This is a genomic window from Streptomyces sp. NPDC028419 (assembly GCF_055565515.1).
This window is the reverse complement of the sequence record NZ_JBVHUE010000001.1, coordinates 142,733-162,376: the sequence shown is the minus strand read 5'-3', so window position 1 is coordinate 162,376 and position 19,644 is coordinate 142,733. Positions and strand designations below refer to the sequence as shown.

The 19,644-nt window shown below is 72.6% G+C and carries 16 protein-coding genes; 8 read left to right on the top strand and 8 right to left on the bottom strand.

Going from position 1 to position 19,644, the window contains the following annotated elements; all coding sequences use genetic code 11:
- The first annotated feature begins 8 nt into the window (after positions 1 to 8).
- A complete protein-coding gene (locus tag ACZ4UB_RS00790) occupies positions 9 to 1,724 on the top strand; it encodes a sensor histidine kinase (protein ID WP_468067403.1) in 1,716 nt (571 codons plus the stop codon).
- Positions 1,725 to 1,794: 70 nt separating this feature from the next.
- On the opposite strand, the gene ACZ4UB_RS00785 is transcribed toward ACZ4UB_RS00790, so the two are convergent.
- The gene (locus tag ACZ4UB_RS00785; RefSeq protein WP_468067402.1) at positions 1,795 to 2,679 is read right to left on the bottom strand and encodes a Cof-type HAD-IIB family hydrolase; all 885 of its coding nucleotides are present in this window, start codon (positions 2,677 to 2,679) and stop codon (positions 1,795 to 1,797) included.
- A gap of 69 nt (positions 2,680 to 2,748) precedes the next feature.
- Here ACZ4UB_RS00785 and ACZ4UB_RS00780 point away from each other — a divergent pair, with 69 nt between their 5' ends.
- A complete protein-coding gene (locus ACZ4UB_RS00780) occupies positions 2,749 to 3,651 on the top strand; it encodes an LLM class flavin-dependent oxidoreductase (RefSeq protein WP_354378887.1) in 903 nt (300 codons plus the stop codon).
- Between the two features lie 95 nt (positions 3,652 to 3,746).
- Here the strand turns inward: ACZ4UB_RS00780 and ACZ4UB_RS00775 are convergent, their stop codons facing one another.
- From ACZ4UB_RS00775 to ACZ4UB_RS00765, 3 genes are all read right to left on the bottom strand, one after another.
- A complete protein-coding gene (locus ACZ4UB_RS00775; protein ID WP_468067400.1) occupies positions 3,747 to 6,782 on the bottom strand; it encodes a hypothetical protein in 3,036 nt (1,011 codons plus the stop codon).
- A complete protein-coding gene (locus ACZ4UB_RS00770) occupies positions 6,779 to 8,674 on the bottom strand; it encodes an HSP90 family protein (protein WP_468067399.1) in 1,896 nt (631 codons plus the stop codon). Before ACZ4UB_RS00770 ends, ACZ4UB_RS00775 begins: the two co-directional genes overlap by 4 nt.
- 241 nt (positions 8,675 to 8,915) lie before the next feature.
- Complete coding sequence (locus tag ACZ4UB_RS00765; protein WP_468067397.1) at positions 8,916 to 9,455, bottom strand: RNA 2'-phosphotransferase; 540 nt, start codon at positions 9,453 to 9,455, stop codon at positions 8,916 to 8,918.
- A gap of 145 nt (positions 9,456 to 9,600) precedes the next feature.
- Between ACZ4UB_RS00765 and ACZ4UB_RS00760 the strand changes: the two genes are divergently transcribed.
- Positions 9,601 to 10,443, top strand: coding sequence for an aquaporin (locus ACZ4UB_RS00760; protein ID WP_468067396.1), 843 nt, complete (start codon positions 9,601 to 9,603; stop codon positions 10,441 to 10,443).
- An 82-nt stretch (positions 10,444 to 10,525) separates the two neighbouring features.
- Here the strand turns inward: ACZ4UB_RS00760 and ACZ4UB_RS00755 are convergent, their stop codons facing one another.
- From ACZ4UB_RS00755 to ACZ4UB_RS00740, 4 genes are read right to left on the bottom strand one after another with little or no spacing between them, the layout of a single operon-like run.
- Complete coding sequence (locus tag ACZ4UB_RS00755) at positions 10,526 to 11,482, bottom strand: MerR family transcriptional regulator (RefSeq protein WP_468067395.1); 957 nt, start codon at positions 11,480 to 11,482, stop codon at positions 10,526 to 10,528.
- A 54-nt stretch (positions 11,483 to 11,536) separates the two neighbouring features.
- Positions 11,537 to 12,439 (bottom strand): metal-dependent hydrolase, encoded by a 903-nt coding sequence (locus ACZ4UB_RS00750; RefSeq protein WP_468067394.1) that lies wholly within the window; start codon positions 12,437 to 12,439, stop codon positions 11,537 to 11,539.
- On the bottom strand, positions 12,436 to 14,199 hold the full coding sequence (locus ACZ4UB_RS00745) for an SDR family oxidoreductase (RefSeq protein ID WP_468067718.1): 1,764 nt from the start codon (positions 14,197 to 14,199) through the stop codon (positions 12,436 to 12,438). The genes ACZ4UB_RS00750 and ACZ4UB_RS00745 overlap by 4 nt, the downstream gene beginning before the upstream one ends.
- Positions 14,200 to 14,204: 5 nt before the next feature.
- Complete coding sequence (locus tag ACZ4UB_RS00740; protein WP_467960264.1) at positions 14,205 to 15,086, bottom strand: M24 family metallopeptidase; 882 nt, start codon at positions 15,084 to 15,086, stop codon at positions 14,205 to 14,207.
- Positions 15,087 to 15,309: 223 nt separating this feature from the next.
- Between ACZ4UB_RS00740 and ACZ4UB_RS00735 the strand changes: the two genes are divergently transcribed.
- From ACZ4UB_RS00735 to ACZ4UB_RS00715, 5 genes are all read left to right on the top strand, one after another.
- Complete coding sequence (locus ACZ4UB_RS00735) at positions 15,310 to 16,281, top strand: ABC transporter ATP-binding protein (RefSeq protein WP_385773645.1); 972 nt, start codon at positions 15,310 to 15,312, stop codon at positions 16,279 to 16,281.
- On the top strand, positions 16,271 to 17,158 hold the full coding sequence (locus ACZ4UB_RS00730) for an ABC transporter permease subunit (protein WP_468067393.1): 888 nt from the start codon (positions 16,271 to 16,273) through the stop codon (positions 17,156 to 17,158). Before ACZ4UB_RS00735 ends, ACZ4UB_RS00730 begins: the two co-directional genes overlap by 11 nt.
- Positions 17,155 to 18,066: an ABC transporter ATP-binding protein gene (locus ACZ4UB_RS00725; RefSeq protein ID WP_354378897.1), complete on the top strand. Its 912-nt coding sequence runs from the start codon at positions 17,155 to 17,157 to the stop codon at positions 18,064 to 18,066. Before ACZ4UB_RS00730 ends, ACZ4UB_RS00725 begins: the two co-directional genes overlap by 4 nt.
- 16 nt (positions 18,067 to 18,082) lie before the next feature.
- Positions 18,083 to 18,802: an ABC transporter permease gene (locus ACZ4UB_RS00720; RefSeq protein ID WP_354378898.1), complete on the top strand. Its 720-nt coding sequence runs from the start codon at positions 18,083 to 18,085 to the stop codon at positions 18,800 to 18,802.
- Between the two features lie 85 nt (positions 18,803 to 18,887).
- Positions 18,888 to 19,589 (top strand): rhomboid-like protein, encoded by a 702-nt coding sequence (locus ACZ4UB_RS00715; RefSeq protein ID WP_468067391.1) that lies wholly within the window; start codon positions 18,888 to 18,890, stop codon positions 19,587 to 19,589.
- Positions 19,590 to 19,644 lie beyond the last annotated feature (55 nt).

Genomic DNA, 19,644 nt, shown 5'->3' with positions numbered 1-19,644 from the left:
TCAAGGACATGTCAGCGCAGGAGTCGCAGGAATCGCCGGACCCGATGGAGGCCGCCACCCAGGCCACGCGGAGTCTGCAGGGGCTGTCCACCGAGCTCACCGCCCGTGTCCCGCAGCTGCTGGAGGCGATGCGGTCGGTCGGTACCGGCCTCGAACTGCACTCCACACTGGACCGGATCTGCGAGACCGCCGCGGAGCTGGCCGCCGCCCGCTACGCGGCGATCGGCGTGGTGGACACCGAGGGCCGCGGCCTCTCCGATTTCGTCACCTACGGCATCGACGACGAGACGGCCCGGCTCATCGGGCACCGTCCCGACGGCAAGCGGGGCCTGCTCGGGGCGTTGATCGAGCATCCGGACGCCGTCCGCCTCGCCGATCTGTCGAGCGACCCGCGCTCGGCGGGCTTCCCGGCGGGCCACCCGCCGATGAAGACCTTCCTCGGCGTACCGATCCGCGTCCAGGGGGAGATCTTCGGCAACCTGTACCTCGCCGAGAAGCACGACGGCGCCGAGTTCAACGATTACGACGTCCACATGGTCCGGGTGCTGGCGACCGAGGCGGGCATCGCCATCGGCAACGCCCGCCTGTACGAGGCCGCCACCCAGCGCGAGCGGTGGATCGACGGATCGGTGGCCGTCACCACCGCGCTGCTGTCGGGCGGGGACGCCGACGACGCGCTCGCCGTCGTCGCGGAACAGGCCCGTCGGCTGGCGGACTCGGCGGCCGGGATCGTCATGCTGCCCTCCGAGGAGGGCGGGATGGAGATCGTGGCGGTCTCCGCCGATCACCCGGGCAACTCGCTGGGAGTGCTGATCCCCGGCGACAGCCCGGTGGTGGACAAGCTGCTCCACGGGGAGCCGGTGTTCGTGGACGACGCGTCCGCCGACCCGCGGATGATCGGGCGCCTGACCAGTCAGTACGGACCCTGCATGATGCTCCCGCTGCACAGCGGCGGGCGGGTGCTGGGCGCGCTCGTGACGCCCCGTGCACGCGGGAAGCGGCCGTTCAGCGAGGCGGAGCGGACCCTGGCCACGCAGTTCGCCTCGCAGGCCGCCCTCGCGCTGATGATGGCCGAAGCCCAGCGCGACCGGGAGCGGCTCGCGGTGTTCGAGGACCGCGACCGGATCGCCCGTGACCTGCACGACCTGGTCATCCAGCGGCTGTTCGCCACCGGGATGATGCTGGAGGGAGCCCAACGCCGCTCCATCGTTCCCGAGGTGCGCGACGGGGTGGGCAAGGCCGTCGACGAGCTGGACGTGACGATCCAGGAGATCCGGACCGCGATCTTCGCCCTCCAGCAGGGCCCGGCGGAGGCCCCGTCGGGCCTGCGCACGCGGGTGCTGCGCGAGATCAACATGGCGGCCGTACCGCTGGGCTTCAAGCCCGCGCACCGCTTCCTGGGGCCGATCGACGCGGTGGTCGGCGAGCTGGTCGGCAAGAACCTGATCGCCGCGCTGCGCGAGGCGCTGTCCAACGCGTTCCGGCATTCGGAGGCGGGCCGGATCGAGGTGGTGCTGGACTCGACGATCACGCTCGCGGACGGGCGGCCCGGTGTCCGGCTGGAGGTCGCGGACGACGGGGTGGGCATCCCCGAGGGCGGTCGGCGCAGCGGGCTGCGGAACCTGCGGCGCCGGGCGGAGTCGCTGGGCGGGTCCAGCTCGTACGGCCCGGGCATCGGCGAGGACGGTGGCGGGACGACCCTCGTGTGGGAGGCCCCGCTCTGACCGGGACGCCTGCGACCGGGCCGTCCGCGACGAGGACGCCTGCGACCGGGCACGGTCGGGGCGTCCCGCGTCAGTGCGGGCGGTGGGCCAGGTCCGCCAGGATCTGCTCGATGACGAGGGCGACCCCGTCCTCGTTGTTGGCGACGGTGCGTCCGGACGCGGCCGCGATCACGGCGGGGTGGGCGTTGCCCATCGCGTACGAGGTGCCCGCCCAGCTCAGCATCTCCACGTCATTGGGCATGTCCCCGAAGGCGACGACCTCGGCGCTGGAGATGCCGCGTTCGGCGCAGCAGCGTTCCAGGGTGCTGGCCTTGGACACGCCGAGGCCGCTGATCTCCAGCAGCGCGGTCGGGCTGGAGCGCGTGATGGAGCCGAACTCCCCCGCGGCGCCCCGGGCCAGGGTCAAGAACGCGTCCGGCGACAGCTCGGGGTGGTGGGCGAGCAGCTTGAGCACGGGCGCGGCCGGCGTGGCCGGCTCCGCGTACAGGAGCTTCTCCGCGGTGGCCACCGTGGCACCCGGGTCCTGGTAGAAGGGCGGGTACGCGGGCTCGTAGTGGATGCCGGTGGTCAGCTCGACGGCGAAGGAGCTGCCGGGGGCGGCGGCGCGCAGCGCGTGCACGATGGCCAGCGCGTCGGCCCGGGGCAGCTCGCGGACCTGGACGAACTCCCGGCCGGCGTGCAGATCGACGACGGCGGCGCCGTTCGCGCAGATGGCGAGGCCGTGGCCGTGCACGTGCTCGGCGACGACGTCCATCCAGCGGGCCGGACGGCCGGTCACGAAGAAGACCTCGATCCCGGCTTCCTCGGCGGCCGCGAGGGCGGCGACGGTGCGGTCGGACACGGACTTGTCGTCGCGCAGCAGGGTGCCGTCGAGGTCGGTGGCGATGAGGCGGGGCGTGGGTGCGGGCCCGTCCGGGCGCTGGGGAGCCGAGGTCACCGGTCCATCTTCGCCCATGGGTCCGCCCGGCCCGACCAGGGCCGCGGCGGACGGGGTGCTCGGCCGGACCGCCGTAGGCTCTGGGACATGAGTCTGCGTCTGAGCACTGTGATCCTTCCGGTACGTCGCTGGCACGAAGGCGGCCGCGACCAGTGGGTGCGAGCCGAGGAGCTCGGCTTCCACACCGCTTACACCTACGACCACCTCTCCTGGCGGACCTTCCGTGACGGCCCGTGGTTCGGCGCCGTGCCCACCCTGACCGCCGCGGCCGCCGCGACCGGCCGGATGCGCCTGGGCACCCTCGTGACCTCGCCGAACTTCCGGCACCCGGTGACCCTGGCCAAGGACCTCATGTCGCTGGACGACATCTCCGGCGGCCGGATCACCCTCGGCATCGGGGCGGGGGGCAACGGCTTCGACGCGACCGCGCTCGGGCAGGAGGCGTGGACCCCGCGGGAGCGGGCCGACCGGTTCGCGGAGTTCGTGCCGCTGCTCGACCGGCTGCTGACCGAGGAGTCGGTGACGTACGAGGGCACCTTCTACTCCGCGGACCAGGCCCGCAACATCCCCGGCTGCGTCCAGCGGCCCCGGCTGCCGTTCGCGGTGGCCGCCACCGGCCCGCGCGGGCTGAGGCTGGCCGCCCGGCACGGGCAGGCCTGGGTGACCACGGGCGACCCGAAGCTCTTCGAGGCGGGCACCGGGGAGCAGTCGGTCGAGGCGCTGCGGGGTCAGATCGAGAAGCTGGGCAAGGCCTGTGCCGAGATCGGCCGGGATCCGGAGTCGGTCGAGAAGATCCTGCTGACCGGGTTCACCCCGGAGGCGAACACGATGCTCAGCTCGCTCGACGCCTTCGTCGACTTCGTGGGACGCCACCGTGAGCTGGGCTTCAGCGAGCTGGTGATCCACGCGCCGATCCCCGACTCGGACTTCGCGTCGGACCAGGACGTCTTCGAGAAGATCGCCACCGAGGGGCTCGCACAGCTGGCCTGACGCATGGCGGCTGGTTCGCGCGCCGGGCGGTCCGGGGCGGGCGGTTCGTCTCCCACCCCGAACCGCCCACCCCGAACCGCCCACCCCGATCGTCCTCAGGACGCCAGCTGGTCCCGGGCGGCCTCGGCGCGGGGCAGCAGCCAGTCCGGCGCCGCCCCCTGCGGCAGCGCGCGCAGGTCCTCGACGAGGGCGGTCAGCCGGGCCGCCGCCCGCTCTTCCCGGCCCAGCTCCCGGTCCGTGTGGGTGGCGCCCTGCACGCACCAGAACCGCTCCGAGGCGCGCTCGGCCCCGAGTCCGGCGTAGCGCGAGGCCGCCCGGTCCCAGAGGTCGACCTGCTCCTCCCGGAGCAGCCGCACCTCCGCTCCGGTCAGCGGCAGGTACCGCTCGGTGCCGTCCTCGTCCTCGTCCTCGTCGAAGTCGTCCTCGTCCTCGGGCGCCAGCCGGCGGGCGATCAGTTGGGCGAGCTGCTGCCAGGTCTGGGCGAGTTCGAAGCGCAGCTGCGGCTCGTCGGCCGCTTCCCCGGCCGTCGCCTCCTCCAGCACGGCCACCGCCGCGTCCATCAGGGCCCGGGCCCGGGCGAACCGCTCGTCGGGGCTCTCCCCCTGCTTGTCCTGCCCCTGCCCCTGCACCGTCAGCCAGGCCAGCGAGCGCAGCATCCGGACCTCGGACACCGGGTTGTCGCCGATCGCCCGGCGCAGTTGCAGCGCCCGCTCGTAGGCGGCGACCGCGTCCGACCACCTGCGGGCGGTGGACAGGGCGTCGGCCGCCGACTGGGCGAGGTGGGCCTGGGGCCGGGGATCTTCCCAGCCCTTGGTGACGTCGGCGGCCAGCAGGTACTGCTCGGCCGCACCCGCCGCGTCGTGCAGCACGCCGAGCAGGTCACCGAGCAGCTCCCGTGCCTGCACCTCGGGGTACTCCCCCTGTCCGGCGAGGTCCGCCACCGCGGACTGGAGCACCTCCACCGCCTCGACCGTGCGCCCGGCCGCCGCGTAGGCGCGGGCCAGCAGGAGCCGGGCCCGCGCCCCGCCGGCCTCGGCGAGGCCGGCCAGATCGAACCAGTGCGCACTGTCCAGGGCGTGCCGGGCGGCCTCCGCCACGGCCTCCTCGTCCCCGCGCAACAGGATCTCCGCGAGGGTCAGGCGTACGGAGCCGTGCGTCTCGGCGTCGGTCACCTCGGCCGAGTGCGCCACGGCGGAGCGCGCGGCTTCCTCGGCCTCCGCCGGGCGCCCGAGCGAGAGGAGCACCTGCGCCCGCAGGGCCAGCGGGTCCACCGCCAGCCACGGCCGGCCCGCCCCGACACCATGCTCGGCGGCCGAGGCGAGCAGGGCCACCGCCCGCTGCGCGTCGCCCTCCTGGAGCCGCAGGCGCGCCAGCAACTCCTCGGCGTCGGCCGCCAGGTCGGACAGGTCCGTGCCCGTGGTGGCGGCGACGAGGGACTCGAGCCCGGCGCCCAGCTCCGGGTCCACGTCGTGCTGGTCGTGGTCGTGCTCCGCCGCGCGCAGGTACGACTCCACGCGCATCCGGGTCAGCTCGGCCGACGCGATCCGGCGCGCGCGCAGCGGATCGGCCGGGTCCAGCGCCGCGGCGGCGTCGACGGCCGCCGTCAGCAGCTCGCGCAGCTCGGCCGGTTCGGCGTCCGCCTGGAAGGCCGCGGTGACCAGCCACAGCTGCGCCAGAGCCGCCCGGTCCGGCTGGCCGGCGGCCCGCTGGGCGTCGCGGGCTTCGGCGAGCAGGACCCGTACCCGCTCGGGCCCGGTGTCGCCGGCGGTCGTCCCCGTGGCCCGCGCGACCGTCAGGGCCCGGTGCTCCAGCAGGTCCGCGGCCAGCGCGGCGTCCACGGGAGCGGCGGGGGCGGAAGCGGCCCGCGCCGCCACGTGGGCCCACAGCGCCGGCGCCCCCGGATGGCCCTCGGCCCGCGCCGCCCGGGCCCGGGCCACCAGCTCCGCGAAACCGATCGCCTCCGGGGCCGTCGGACCTGTAGCCGCGGCCGCGGTCCCGGCCGGGCGGGCAGCGGGCAGCGGGGCGCTGCGCACGCCGAGCGGCAGCGCCGGCGCCAGGGGTGCCCGCTCGATCCGCGCCGTGAACCGGTCGGAGGCCCGGGAGTTCCCGTTGCGCGCGTCGAAGCGCCGTACGCCGTCCCACGCGTCGGCGTGCAGGAGCGCGTACAGCTCGCGCACGCTCCGGACGGCTCCCTGGTGGGTGACGGCCGGTCCGTCGCCGAGGCCCAGCTCGGTCAGCCGTCGCAACAGGACGAGGACGCCCCCGTAGAACTCCACCAGGGCGTCGACGTCGTTCGGCCGGCCGAGGTGCGTCGCGTGCTCGGCGAGGATCTCCAGTCCGCGCGGCTCGTTGCCGGTCAGCGCGCAGAACTCGATGTGCTTGCCGATCGAGCGCAGCAGGCTGTCGTTGCCCCGGGCCATCCGGTAGCCCCGCAGGTGGTGCGAGCGGGCCTCGTCGAGCCGGCCCAGGCGCAGCAGCGGCAGCAGGGACTGGGCCAGCACCCGGTGCGGTTCCTCCGAGCAGACCCGCTCGCCCGCCAGGACCGGCTGCCAGACCTCGATGGCCCGGGCGTCGTCGCCCTTGCGCACCCAGAACCAGCCCTGGGTGTTGATCTCGCAGGCGTGGCAGTCCGCCATGCCGTCCCGCTCGGCGGCCATCCACCGGGAGACGGCCAGCTCGGCGCGCTCGTCGTCGGCGAGGGCGTCCGCGAGGAACAGCTCGGCCTCGCGCACCGGACGTTCCGTGTAGCCCGCGAGCCGGTAGCGGCGCTCCATTTCGGTGAGCCAGCCGCTGGCCTGGTCGAGCGATATCTCGGGGGAGTTGGCTATCGCCGAGGCGACCCACTTGAACTGCCAGAAGAGGGATCTGACCTCCCACTGCGCGAACGCGCCGGGGTCGCGGTCGTACTCCTGGAGCAGCCGGGCGAAGGGCACGAGCATCCGCGGCCGCTCGGAGGAGTACTCGTAGGCGTTGATCTGGTGGTCCAGGGCCGTGCGCAAGAGCGCCCGGTCGCCGCTGGCTTCGGCGGCGGCGCTCAGCTCCTCCGCGCGCGCGTTGCGCGCGGCGCCGTTGGGCGTGCTCGCATTGGCCTGGAGGGCCTGGCGGATCTCGTCGGGGGTCATCGCGCTCACTTCTGGGTCCCTTCGGTTCCGGTGGCGTGGGTCGCCCATTCCAGGAGTCCGAGGAAGGCGCGGTTGAGCAGGCTGGAGTCCGCGGGACGCAGCGGGCGCTGCGCCATCAGCAGGGCCTGTCCGTACAGCGATTCCACCGCCGTACCGGCCAGTGCCGCGTCCGGGATCGAGGCGATCCGGCGGACCAGCGGGTTGTTGTGGTTGAGCACGAGCCGGGCGCGCGGGGCGGCGCCGCGCAGCGAGCCGAGGATGCCGCTCCACAGCGAATCGGCGCTCTCCTGCGCGCTCGCCCGGTCGCGCTCCTGCCGGGTCTGGCGGTCGTCGAGGAAGAGCGCGGGCACGGAGACGGGCTGGAAGGCGCGCAGCACGACGTCGCAGCTCTGCGCCTCCAGCCGGATCCGCGCGGTGGAGAGGAAGGCGGTGAGGGCCAGCTCGGCGTCGGCCGGCACGGGGTCGAGCCGGTCCGTGACGGCGCCGGCGTCGAGCTCGGTGACCTTGATGCCGGGGCGGACGGTCGGCAGCAGGGCCAACAGATCGGCGTCGTAGGTGTATCCGGCGTTGATGACGCCCAGGCCGTGGGCCGCCGCGATCGGGGCGATCTGGCGGAACTCCTCGACCGTGCGCGTGAAGTGGATCTCGCGGTGCGCCGCGGCGAACTCCTCCAGGCTCATGGAGCCGTCGCTCGTCTCGAAGGGCAGCCAGGGCAGCATCAGCCCGAGCAGCTCGGCGTCGTGGCGGGCGAGGGACTTCACGCCGAGGTGGTGGACGCGCAGGAAGGCGGCCAGTCGGTCCGGCTCGCTCGCGGCGAGCTCGGCCAGCCAGGTGCGGATGCGGGCGCCGAGGGCCTCGCGCACGGCGGCGAGGGTCTCGTCGTCGTAGAGGTTCTCGCGGGAGGCGGTGGGCCGCAGGGTGTCCGTGTCGAGGACGGCGCGGACGAAGAAGGCCCAGTCCGGCAGCAGGTTGTCGGCATGGTCGGTGAGCAGCATGCCCTTGAGGTGGACGCGGTGACCGGCGCGGTGGGCGGGGCTGGTGGGCTCGGGGAGCACGTACGCGACGCCGCGCACGCCCGCGACGGGCAGGTCGAGGTCGATGCTGTCGAGGGGGCTGAAGCCGAAGAGGGCCGTGCAGTGTCCGGCGAGGGCGACCCGACGGGCGTCGGGGGTGGCGTACGGGCGGTCCCAGACGGCGGGTCGGTCGGTGATCGGGCGGGCGGCGCCGGCCGAGCCCGGCGCGGTGGCCTCCGCCGCTTCCTCGAAGGTGATGTCGTAGGGCAGCAGGGAGCCGTAGTCGCGGGCGAGCTGCTCGACCTTGGCGGGAACGGTCCATTCCGCGGCGCCGGGACGTGCTTCCAGGTGGACGGTGGTACCGGGCTCGGGGCGGGCCTCGTGGGGGAGTTCGCGCACGGTGTAGGAGCCGTCGTCGGTGGCGAGCCACTCGACGGGCGCGGCCTGCGGGTCACGGGCGGAGCGGGTGACGACGCGGATCTGCCGGGCGACGACGAAGCAGGCCAGCAGGCCGATGCCGAACTGGCCCAGGAACTCCTGGCGGGTGGTCTCCAGGCCGTGCTCGCCGCCGCGCTTGGAGCTGCGGCCGATGGTGGCGAGCAGCGAGTGCGCCTCGGCGGCCGTCAGGCCGATGCCGGTGTCCTCGATGGTGACGCGCCCGGCCCCGGCGGACAGCCGGATGCGGACGACCGCGTCCGGATCGTGCGCCCGGCGGGCGGTGACGGCGTCCACCGCGTTCTGGAGCAGCTCGCGGACGTAGACGCGCGGGCTGGAGTAGAGGTGGTGGGAGAGCAGGTCGACGAGTCCGCGGAGGTCGACCTGGAAGGAGTTGGCGGCCGCTTCGGGCGGCGTGTCCGCAGCTCCGGTGGGCGGGATGGTGGACGTCATGGAAAGTCACCTCGCGTGTGCTGGGGTTGTCCGGTGATCGCGAGGTACCCCCCTCTCAACCGACCGTGCGCACCAGGGTAGGGGGCAGCCCCGACAGGGCGCCCCGGCAATTTCTCGGGGGCTGCGGGGCGGGGGCGTGGGGCCCGGGGTCCGGGTCCGTCGTGTCGGGGCCGGGTCCGGGGTCCGGGGGCGAGGTCCGGGGTCCGGGTCCGGGGTCCGGGTCCGGTCCGGGTCCGCCCGGCTACGGCAGGCGCAGGAATTCCGGAGGGACGGCGTCCACGAGCCACACCCCGTTGGCGCTCACCCGGAACACGTGCCCGGCCGCCCGCATCGCGCCCGCGTCCACGGCGAGCACCACCGGCTGGCCGCGCCGCGCGCCCACCCGGGTGGCGGTCTCCCGGTCGGGGGACAGGTGCACGTGGTGGCGCCGCATGGGGCGCAGGCCCTCGGTACGGATCGGCTCCAGGGCGGCGGCGACGGTGCCGTGGTAGAGGTGGGCGGGCGGTTCGGCCTCCGGGAGGTCCAGGTCCACGTCGACGGTGTGGCCCTGGTTGGCCCGGATGCGGGTGCCCACCACGGCGAAGCGCTGCTTGTCGTTGGCGGCGACGACATGGTCGAGTTCCGCGCGGGTGATGGGGAAGCGGTGGTCCGCGGCCGCGCGCAGGAGGTCGTCGATCTCGACCCAGCCCTGGGCGTCGAGCACCAGTCCGATCCGTTCGGGCTGATGTCGCAGGTGTTTCGAGACGTATTTGGACACCTTCACGGTGCGTTTCTCGTCCATGGACGCCAGGTTGCCCGGTGGAGGGCGGCCTGCCAACGGCTTTACGCCCCTCGGCCCCTCCGGCCGGCTCCCGTGAGACCCCTCTATCGCGCTTTCGGCATACGGAATACTTTTTCCGTTGGACCTGAATCCTGGGGGAGACACCATGACCGCACCCGCCGTGACCGCACCCGCCGCACCCGCGTCAGCCGCGCCCGCCGCACCGGGGGTGACCGCACCCGCCGCGGCTTCGCTGCCGCGCCGCGCGGCCGCCGAACTCATCGGCACCGGCGGGCTCCTCGTCGTCGTCATCGGTTCCGGCATACAGGCCGCCGCCCTGAGCCGGGACGTCGGCGTGGCCCTCGTGGCCAACTCCCTGGCCTCGGCGATCGGCCTCGGTCTGATCATCACGCTGCTCGGCCCGTTGTCCGGGGCGCACCTCAATCCCGTCGTCAGCCTCACCTCCTGGTGGGCGCGCCGGGGCGGGGGCGAGGGCCTGGACGGTCGTGAGGCCCTCGTCTACACCGTGGCCCAGACGCTGGGGGCGATCGGCGGCGCGGTGCTCGCCGAGGCCATGTTCGGGCGGGTTCCGGGGAACTTCGCCACCCAGGTGCGGGGCGGTGGGCACCTGCTGGTCGGCGAGGTCGTGGCCACGGCCGGGCTGGTCCTGGTCATCCAGGGGCTGGGGCGGATCGGGCGGTCGCGGCTGATACCGGCGGCGGTGGCCGCGTACATCGCCGCCGCGATCTGGTTCACCTCCTCGGGCTCCTTCGCCAACCCGGCCGGGACCGTCGGGCGCGCCTTCAGCGACTCCTTCACCGGGATCGCGCCGCGCTCGCTGCCCGGGTTCGTCGTGGCGCAGCTGGCGGGCGGGGTGCTGGGCCTGCTGCTGGCGGCCTTCTTGTACGGGCGGGGTGGGGGTGCGGGTGCGGGGTCGGGTGCGGGCGCGGGCGCGGGAACGGATTCGGGCGCGAGTGCGGGTGCGGGTACGGGTACGGGTACGGGCTGAGGGTCCGTCCACAGGAAATCCCCACTTGTCCACAGCTGATTCGGTGGGGTTTGTCGGCAAACGGGTGACCGCCCTGTGGAAACTAACCGCCGCGCCGCGCCAGCTCGTTCATCGTCCTCGCCTGCAACTCCCGCTCCGTCGCCGCCCGGACGAAGGCCGCCACGTGATCGGCCCCGACCAGCTCCTGCACCGCCCGTACGGTCTCGGCCGGCAGCACCACCGGAGTGGGCCCGGGAGGCTGCGGCGGGCCGACCGTGCCCAGGTGCCGCTGGAGGTGCCGGGTCGCGAACAGCCGCATGGCCCGGGCCAGCTCGGCGTCCACCGTCTGCTGGGCCAGCGGCCGCAGCCTGCGCACCATGGCGGCCGCGGCGGTCGCCGCGGCGTCCGTCAGGGTCAGCTCCACGGCGCAGGCGGGGTCGATCGCGGCCGTCGCGTCCGCGTGGTGACCGAGGTAGCGGGCGAAGACGTGCTCGGTGGTGAACTCCAGGAAGCGCGAGGCGATGTGCTCGACCTGGCCGCGCAGCTCCCGCAGGTGCCCGGTGATCGCCGCCAGCGGCACCCCGGCCGCGTACAGCTCGGCGGCCACCGCCAGCTCCTGGGGCGAGGGGACCAGGAACTCGTCCTCCCGCCCCGGGATCCGCTCCAGGACGCCCAGCTCGCAGGCCTCGTCCACCGCGGTGTCGTCCGGCTTGCCGCCGAACCGCTCGTTCAGCTCGGCCCGGCTGATCCGGGCCGCCTCCTCGTCCGTCCACGGCCCGTGCACCTCGGCGACCAGACCGAGTACGCCGCCCAACCCGCGCCCCGCGTCCCAGGCCTCCAGCAGCTCCTTGATGGAGGCCAGGGTGTAGCCGCGGTCCAGCAGGTCGGCGATCTGGCGCAGTCGGGCCAGATGCGTGTCCCGGTACACGTTGGACCGGCCCCGCCGCTCCGGCTTCGGCAGCAGGCCCCGGTCCTGGTACGCCCGGATCGTGCGCACCGTCGCCCCGCTGTGGTGCGCCAGGTCCTCGATCCGGTACTCGGCTACCGCCTGATCGGACAATCCCACTCCCTACGACAGGCCCACGACAGGCCCACCAGGGGCCCACGACAGGCCCTACGACACGGCGGCTCGGCCGACCGCGCCCGCCGCGGCGCGGGCCGCGGGCGAAGTCGTCAGGTACTCGACCGCCCTGCGCAGCGAGCCCTCCTGCGAGGGATGGTACGACCGCCGGAAGTAGCGGGGTATGGCTGCGCCCAGCTCTCTCCAGGTCGGTAGCAGGCCCTTGGCCACGGCCTGGTTGTGGGCGCGCAGCGAATACCGCATGCGGCCAGCGAGTTCCGGGTCGTTGCGCATCAGGTACGCCGTCCCCCACACCCACAGCCAGGCCAGCACCGGGGCGACCACGGCCATGCCCTCGATCCGGCGCGCGTACCGGGCCGCGCCGGTGCCCGCGCAGTGCTGGTACATGTCGAAGGCGACGGAGCGGTGCTCCACCTCCTCCGCGCCGTGCCAGCGCAGCAGGTCCAGCATGATCGCGTCCGAGCCCGCCCGGTCCAGCCCCTCGGCGCGCAGCACCCAGTCGCCGAGCACGGCCGTGAACTGCTCGATCGCGGCGATGAGCGAGAGCCGGAAGCGCAGCCATTCCTGTGCGGGCAGCGGCGCGCCGAAGGGCGGGGTCTCGCCGAGCAGCCTCTCGAAGAGGAAATCGACGTACCGGGTGAATTCCGCGGTCGGGAGTCGCTGTTCGGCGAGGTGGTCCAGGACGTAGGAGTGCTGCACGCTGTGCGTGGCCTCCTGCCCCATGAACCCCTTGACCTCCTGGCGCAGCCCTGGATCGGTGACCAGGGGCAGGGCTTCCTTGAAGACCTTGACGAACCACCGCTCCCCGGCGGGCAGCAGCAGGTGCAGCACATTGATCACGTGGGTGGCGGTGGGCTCGTCCGGTATCCAGTGCAGCGGGGTGGTCCGCCAGTCGAAGGCCACCCGGCGCGGAGCGATCCGGTACGCCCCGCTCACAGCCGGGGCTCCAGCTTCGCGAAGGCCCGCAGCGCACCGGGGGCGAAGCGGGACATCCACCGGGCGCCCTTGGACTCGGGGGTCACCGGAACCACCGCCTGGTTCTTCACCACGGCGAGCAGGATCGCGTCGGCGACCTTCTCCGGCGGGAAGTTGCGCAGGCCGTAGAGCCGGGAGGACTTCTGCTGGCGGCGCTTCTCCTCCGCCGCGTCCACCCCGGTGAACCGGGAGGTGGCGGTGATGTTGGTGTTGACGATGCCGGGGCAGATCGCCGAGACGCCGATCGAGCGGCCCGCCAGTTCGGCGCGCAGGCACTCCGACAGCATCAGCACCGCGGCCTTCGAGGTGCTGTAGGCGGGCAGGCTCTTGGTGGGCAGGTAGGCCGCGGCGGAGGCGGTGTTGACGATGTGGCCGCCCTGGCCGCGATCGGCCATCTGCTTGCCGAAGATCCGGCAGCCGTGGATGACGCCCCACAGATTGACGTCGAGGACCTTCTTCCAGTCCTCCGAGCTGGTCTCCAGGAACGGCCCGGAGAGACCGATCCCGGCGTTGTTGACCAGGACGTCGACGATGCCGTACTCGGCGGCGACCTTCGCCGCGAGCTTCTCCATCGCCTGTTCGTCGCTGACGTCCACGCACTCGCCCCAGGCCTGCGGGGCGCCCACGAGCCGGGCCATCTCGGCGGTGCGGGCGGCGCCCTCGCCGTCGCGGTCCACGGCAACCACCCGGGCGCCGGCCTCGGCGAAGGCGAAGGCCGTGGCCCGCCCGATGCCGCTGGCCGCGCCGGTGACCAGGACGAGCTGCCCGCCGAAGCGGTCGGCGTAGCGCCCCGGGGCCTTGCGCTCCGGCGCGCGGGTCGCGGGCTCCTCGCGGGAGGTGACGAACTCGCCGATCCACGCGGCCAGCTGGTCCGGACGGGTGCGCGGGATCCAGTGCTTGGCCGGCAGGGTCCGGCGCAGCAGATCGGGTGCCCACAGCTCCAGGTCGTCGTAGAGCCGCTCGGACAGGAAGGCGTCCCCGGTCGGGGTGATCAGCTGGACGGGCACGTGGGCGTAGGCGTCGGCGCGCGGGTGGCGCAGCCTGGGACGGATGTTGTCCCGGTAGAGCCAGGCGCCGTGCGCCGCGTCGGAGGCGAGCGAAGCGGTCGGGTAGTCACCGGCCGGGATCTTCTCCAGCCGCTCCAGCATCACGGGCCACCGCTTGCCGAGCGGCCCGCGCCAGGCCAGCTCCGGCAGCACCGGGGTGTGCAGCAGGTACACGTACCAGGACTTGGCGCCCTGCCCCAGCAGCTGCGCGGCCCGGCGCGGGGTCGGCCGGGACATCCGCTTCTTGATCCAGTGCCCGAAGTGGTCCAGCGAGGGCCCCGACATGGAGGTGAAGGAGGCGATCCGGCCCTCCGTGCGCCGCACCGTCGCGAACTCCCAGCCCTGTACGGACCCCCAGTCGTGCCCGACCAGGTGCACCGGGCGGTCGGGGCTCACCGCGTCCGCGACCGCGAGGAAGTCATCGGTCAGCTTCTCCAGCGTGAAGCCGCCGCGCAGCGGCACGGGCGCCGTGGACCTGCCGTGCCCGCGCACGTCGTAGAGCACCACGTGGAAGTTCTCCGCGAGGCGCTCGGCCACCTCCGACCAGACTTCCTTGCTGTCCGGGTAGCCGTGCACCAACACCACGGTGGGCCGCTCGGTGTCGCCCAGTTCCACGACGCACAGCTCGATCCCACCGGTGCTCACCCGGCGCTCCCGCGCTCCTGCCAGTCCCATGTCGCTCACGCCGCCTTCTCCTCCGCCCAACGCCGCACGTGCGGCAGATCGTCATCCAGCCAGAAGGCGCTCTCCGCGGGATCCCGTGAGTCGGTCACGACCAGGATCTCCTCGAACTTGGCGCCGGTACCGCGGAAGCCCAGGTGCGGCTCCACCGCCCACAAGCCGGGCTGCGGCGGGTGGTCGGAGAAGGAGTACGGGCTCCACAGCGGGGACCATCCTTCACGGTGCCCGTGCAGCGCGTCACTGGCCAGCCCCTTCAGGGCCTGGGTGCCGAAGCCGAAGGCGGTCGGCGACCAGCGCCGCTCGGCGACCCGGTCCACCTTGTGCGCGATCACCCCGAAGGGATAGGCGCGGTGCCGGTTCGCGTACCCCTGGCGGACCATGAGCCGCTCGACGTCCTCGTAGATGTCGCGCAGCGAGCGGCGCTCGCGCACCTGCTCCAGGATCAGCTCGCGGTGCGCCTTCAGGTCGGACAGCAGCCGGTCGTGCACGGGATTGAGCCCGAGACAGCCGGAGTACCCGATGTCCGCCGTGTACCCCTTGTAGACCGGTGCCATGTCGAGGATGAAGGGCATCCCCGGCTCCAGCTTCCGGTGGGTGGGGAAGAACTGGAGCGGGATCCGGAAGTTCACGAAGGCGGTCCGGTCCCCGAACCAGGCGAAGGGCAGGTGGAACCAGTCCCGCACCCCGCGCTCGCGCAGCCAGTCGCGCTGCATCCTGGCCGCCTCGCGCTCGGTCACCCCGGGCCGCAGCTGCGCCGCGACCGCCTCGGCGCACGCGTACGACAGGCGCTGCACTTCCCTGAATCCGTCGAGATCGGTGGCCCGTGGGCCGCGGCCCACGGCCGCCCGCGCGGTGCTCCGTTGCTTGGTGTCCCCTGCCATGCCAGCCGTCCGTCCGAGTAGCCGTACGCGTCCGTAACTTGACACTGATGAATGTGACAATGCTTGGAGATCACGTCAAGGCCCGTGCACGGACCTGTGGAAAAGTCCTGCGATGTGGACAACCGCATCAGTCTTCCGACAGGCCGTGTACGCCTCAAGGCGGAGACGGGGTCCCGCTCCAAGGCTGACGATCCGCGCGGACCCGGCCACTAACGTCGGTTCCGTGACTGTCATCGCGACCGAAAGCCTGAGCAAGCGGTACCCCCGAGTGACCGCCCTCGACCGGCTCTCCCTGGACATCGGGCCCGGCGTAACGGGTCTCGTGGGTGCCAATGGAGCCGGCAAGTCCACGCTGATCAAGATTCTGCTGGGACTGTCCCCCGCCACCGAGGGCCGTGCCGCCGTGCTCGGGCTCGACGTCGCCACGCATGGCAGTGCCATCCGTGAGCGCGTCGGCTACATGCCCGAACACGACTGCCTGCCACCCGACGTCTCGGCCACCGAGTTCGTCGTGCACATGGCCCGCATGTCGGGGCTGCCGCCGACGGCCGCCCGCGAGCGGACCGCCGACACGCTGCGCCACGTCGGGCTCTACGAAGAGCGGTACCGCCCCATCGGCGGCTACTCCACCGGCATGAAGCAACGCGTCAAGCTGGCCCAGGCGCTGGTCCACGACCCGCAGCTGGTCCTCCTCGACGAGCCCACCAACGGCCTCGACCCGGTCGGCCGCGACGAGATGCTCGACCTGATCCGCCGCGTCCACACCGACTTCGGGATCTCGGTCCTGGTCACCTCCCACCTCCTCGGCGAGCTGGAGCGGACCTGCGACCACGTCGTGGTCGTCGACGGTGGCAAGCTGCTGCGCTCCAGCTCCACGAGCGACTTCACCCAGACCACGACGACCCTCGCGGTCGAGGTCACCGACACCGACGCCCACCCCGACGGGACCGCCGCGCTGCGCAAGGCGCTGACCGGGGCGGGCCTGACCCTCCACGCGGCGCAGGAGCAGGGCCTGCCCGGAGCGGGCCACATCCTCCTCGTCGAGGCCGTCGGTGAGGAGACCAACGACACCATCCGCGACATCGTGTCCGACCTCGGCCTCGGCCTGGTCCGGATGGAACAACGCCGCCACCACATCGCGGAGGTCTTCCGCGACCACGACCAGCAGAAGGGAGCCGGTTCCGATGGCGCCTGACACCTCGACCCAGATCCACAACATCGGCTACCGGTCCTACGAGGGCTCCCGGCTCGGCCGCGCCTACGCGCGCACCTCGCTGTTCTCCCAGTCCCTCCGGGGTTCCTACGGGCTCGGCCGCTCGGCCAAGTCGAAGGTCCTGCCGATGATCCTCTTCGCGGTGATGTGCGTCCCCGCTCTGATCATGGTCGCGGTGGCGATCGCGGTGCCGGGCAACACGGACCTGCCGATCAAGTACACGACGTACGCCCTGACCACGCAGATGATCATCGGGCTGTACCTGGCCTCCCAGGCCCCGCAGTCCGTCTCCCGCGACCTGCGGTTCAAGACGGTCCCGCTCTACTTCTCGCGGCCCATCGAACGCGTCGACTACGTCCTCGCCAAGTTCGCGGCGATGGCCAGCGCGCTCTTCATCCTCACGGCCACGCCGCTGCTGATCATGTTCATCGGCGCGCTGCTGGCCAAGTTCGACTTCGCCCACCAGGCGAAGGGACTCGGGCAGGGTCTGGTGTCCGTACTGCTGCTCTCGCTGCTCTTCTCCGGCCTCGGGCTGGTCGCCGCCGCCCTCACCCCGCGGCGCGGCTTCGGCGTCGCCGCCGTGATCGGGCTGCTGATCATCCCCTACGGCGCCGTCACCACGGTGCAGGCCGTCGCCTACAACACCGGTACGCCCGAAGCGGTCCAGTGGATGGGCCTGTTCTCCCCGATCACCCTGGTCGACGGCGTCCAGACCGCCTTCCTCGACGGCGCCTCCGCGTTCCCCGGCGGCGAAGGACCCACGGTCGGCGTCGGATTCGTCTATCTGCTGGTCGTACTCGGCCTCATCGTCGGCTCCTACGCCGCGCTGATGGCCCGCTACCGGAAGGCCGGGCTGTGAGCATCATCGACATCGACCACGCTTCCCGCTGGTTCGGGAACGTCGTCGCCGTGAACGACGTGACCATGCGCATCGGTCCCGGCGTGACCGGTCTGCTGGGCCCCAACGGGGCCGGGAAGTCGACCCTCATCAACATGATGGGCGGCTTCCTCGCCCCCTCGACCGGCACCGTCACGCTCGACGGGGCGCCGATCTGGCGCAACGAGCAGGTCTACAAGAGCGTCGGCGTCGTGCCCGAGCGCGAGGCCATGTACGACTTCCTCACCGGTCGGGAGTTCGTCGTCGCCAACGCCGAGCTCCACGGGCTCGACGACGCGGCCGCCCAGCGGGCGCTGGCCACCGTCGAGATGGAGTCCGCCCAGGACCGCAAGATCTCGACCTACTCCAAGGGCATGCGCCAGCGCGTGAAGATGGCCTCCGCCCTCGTCCACGACCCGTCCGTGCTCCTGCTCGACGAGCCGTTCAACGGCATGGACCCGCGCCAGCGCATGCAGCTCATGGAGCTGCTGCGCCGCATGGGCGACGAAGGCCGCACCGTCCTGTTCTCCTCCCACATCCTGGAGGAGGTCGAACAGCTCGCCTCCCACATCGAGGTGGTCGTCGCCGGCCGGCACGCCGCCTCCGGTGACTTCCGCAAGATCCGCCGGCTGATGACGGACCGCCCGCACCGCTATCTGGTCCGCTCCTCCGACGACCGGGCGCTCGCCGCGGCCCTGATCGCCGATCCGTCGACCGCCGGGATCGAGGTCGACCTCAAGGAGGGCGCCCTGCGGATCCAGGCCGTCGACTTCGGGCGCTTCACCGAGCTGCTCCCGCGGGTCGCCCGCGCGCACGGCATCCGACTGATGACGGTCTCGCCCTCCGACGAGTCCCTCGAATCGGTCTTCTCCTACCTCGTCGCGGCCTGAAAGGAGCTGGCACCCGATGTACAACCCCACCGTTGCCCGGCTCACCTACCGAGCCCTGCTCGGCCGCCGCCGCGCGCTGATCCTCTTCGCGCTGCCCGCCCTGCTGATCGTCATCTCCATCGCCGTCCGTGCCCTGACCGGCGTCGACGACAAGGTCGCCGCCGATCTGCTCGGCGGTTTCGCCCTCGCCACGATGGTTCCGCTGATCGGCGTCATCGCCGGTACGGGCGCCATCGGACCGGAGATCGACGACGGCTCGATCGTCTACCTGCTCGCCAAGCCGGTGAAGCGGCCCACGATCATCATGACCAAGCTGATCGTCGCGATCGCCGTGACCATGGCCTTCTCCGCGATCCCCACCCTGATCGCCGGGTTCATCCTCAACGGCAACGGTCAGCAGATCGCCGTCGCCTACACCGTCGCGGCGCTCGTCGCCTCGATCGCCTACAGCGCGCTGTTCCTGCTGCTGGGCACCGTGAGCCGGCACGCGGTCGTCTTCGGTCTGGTCTACGCCCTGATCTGGGAATCGCTCTTCGGCAGCCTGGTCGAGGGAGCGAAGACCCTGAGCGTCCAGCAGTGGGCGCTCGCGCTCGCCGAGAAGGTGGCGGGTCCCGGGTACGTCGACTCCTCCGTCGGCCTGACCACGGCGGTGGTCCTGCTCGCCGCCGTCACCGTGGGCGCCACCGTCTACGCCGGTCAGAAGCTGCGCCGGCTGACCCTGGCGGGCGAGGAGTAGGGCCCGCCGCACCGCACCGCGTCACCCGTGCCCCGCCCGGCCCACATGCCGGGCGGGGCACAGGTTTGCGCGTCATGATCGGGACATGCTGTCGCACTCCGAGCCCGAGCCCTCCAGGCCCCTGTGGTCCTGGGTCCGGGCCTCGCCCGGTACGCACGTCTGGCTGCTGATCATCGCCGTCACCAGCATCATCGTGGCCGTCTCCCCCGACGCGGTCGACCACTTCCTCTTCCACCGCAACAGCAGCAACATCCACCAGCTCGTCAAGCACCCCTTCCAGGCGCTGATCGGCAGCGCCTTCTGGATCGAGAACCCGGCCTCACTGGCGCTGTACGCCGTGCTCTTCGAGGTGTTCCACGCCTCGGTGGAACGCTGGCTGGGCACCCTGCGCTGGCTGATGATCGTCGCCAGTGCCCACGTCGTCGCGACGCTGATCAGCCAGAAACTCGTCCTCACCGCGATCCAGGACCACCGTGCCCCGCGGAGCATGGCCCACGTCGTCGACATCGGGGTCAGCTACGGCCTCGCGGCGGCCATCGGCGTCCTCGTCTACCGGCTGCCCACCCCCTGGCGGTGGCTCTACCTGGCCGGAGCCGTGGCCTTCTTCGGGCTCCCGCTGCTCACCGGGGGCACCTTCACGGACGCCGGGCATGCCATCGCGCTCTCCATCGGCCTGATCGCCTGGCCGCTCACTCGGCATCCGCACCCGCACGTGCATCCCGACGCGCACCACCCTCGTGTTTCACGTGAAACAGAAAGCGGTCCGCGCCCCGCCGACCGGCGGTAATTCGCTGGTAAGGGACACGGTCCGGGGGCAGAGTGAGCGGTGCGGGGAGCAACAA

Excerpts from the sequence above, each read along its gene's own strand:
- ACZ4UB_RS00780 (WP_354378887.1), top strand. The coding sequence starts at position 2,749 with ATGAGTCTGCGTCTGAGCACTGTGATCCTTCCGGTACGTCGCTGGCAC.
- ACZ4UB_RS00790 (WP_468067403.1), top strand. The coding sequence starts at position 9 with ATGTCAGCGCAGGAGTCGCAGGAATCGCCGGACCCGATGGAGGCCGCC.
- ACZ4UB_RS00740 (WP_467960264.1), bottom strand. The coding sequence starts at position 15,086 with ATGGCAGGGGACACCAAGCAACGGAGCACCGCGCGGGCGGCCGTGGGC.
- ACZ4UB_RS00745 (WP_468067718.1), bottom strand. The coding sequence starts at position 14,199 with ATGGGACTGGCAGGAGCGCGGGAGCGCCGGGTGAGCACCGGTGGGATC.
- ACZ4UB_RS00770 (WP_468067399.1), bottom strand. The coding sequence starts at position 8,674 with ATGACGTCCACCATCCCGCCCACCGGAGCTGCGGACACGCCGCCCGAA.
- ACZ4UB_RS00760 (WP_468067396.1), top strand. The coding sequence starts at position 9,601 with ATGACCGCACCCGCCGTGACCGCACCCGCCGCACCCGCGTCAGCCGCG.
- ACZ4UB_RS00765 (WP_468067397.1), bottom strand. The coding sequence starts at position 9,455 with ATGGACGAGAAACGCACCGTGAAGGTGTCCAAATACGTCTCGAAACAC.
- ACZ4UB_RS00785 (WP_468067402.1), bottom strand. The coding sequence starts at position 2,679 with ATGGGCGAAGATGGACCGGTGACCTCGGCTCCCCAGCGCCCGGACGGG.
- ACZ4UB_RS00730 (WP_468067393.1), top strand. The coding sequence starts at position 16,271 with ATGGCGCCTGACACCTCGACCCAGATCCACAACATCGGCTACCGGTCC.
- ACZ4UB_RS00715 (WP_468067391.1), top strand. The coding sequence starts at position 18,888 with ATGCTGTCGCACTCCGAGCCCGAGCCCTCCAGGCCCCTGTGGTCCTGG.
- ACZ4UB_RS00720 (WP_354378898.1), top strand. The coding sequence starts at position 18,083 with ATGTACAACCCCACCGTTGCCCGGCTCACCTACCGAGCCCTGCTCGGC.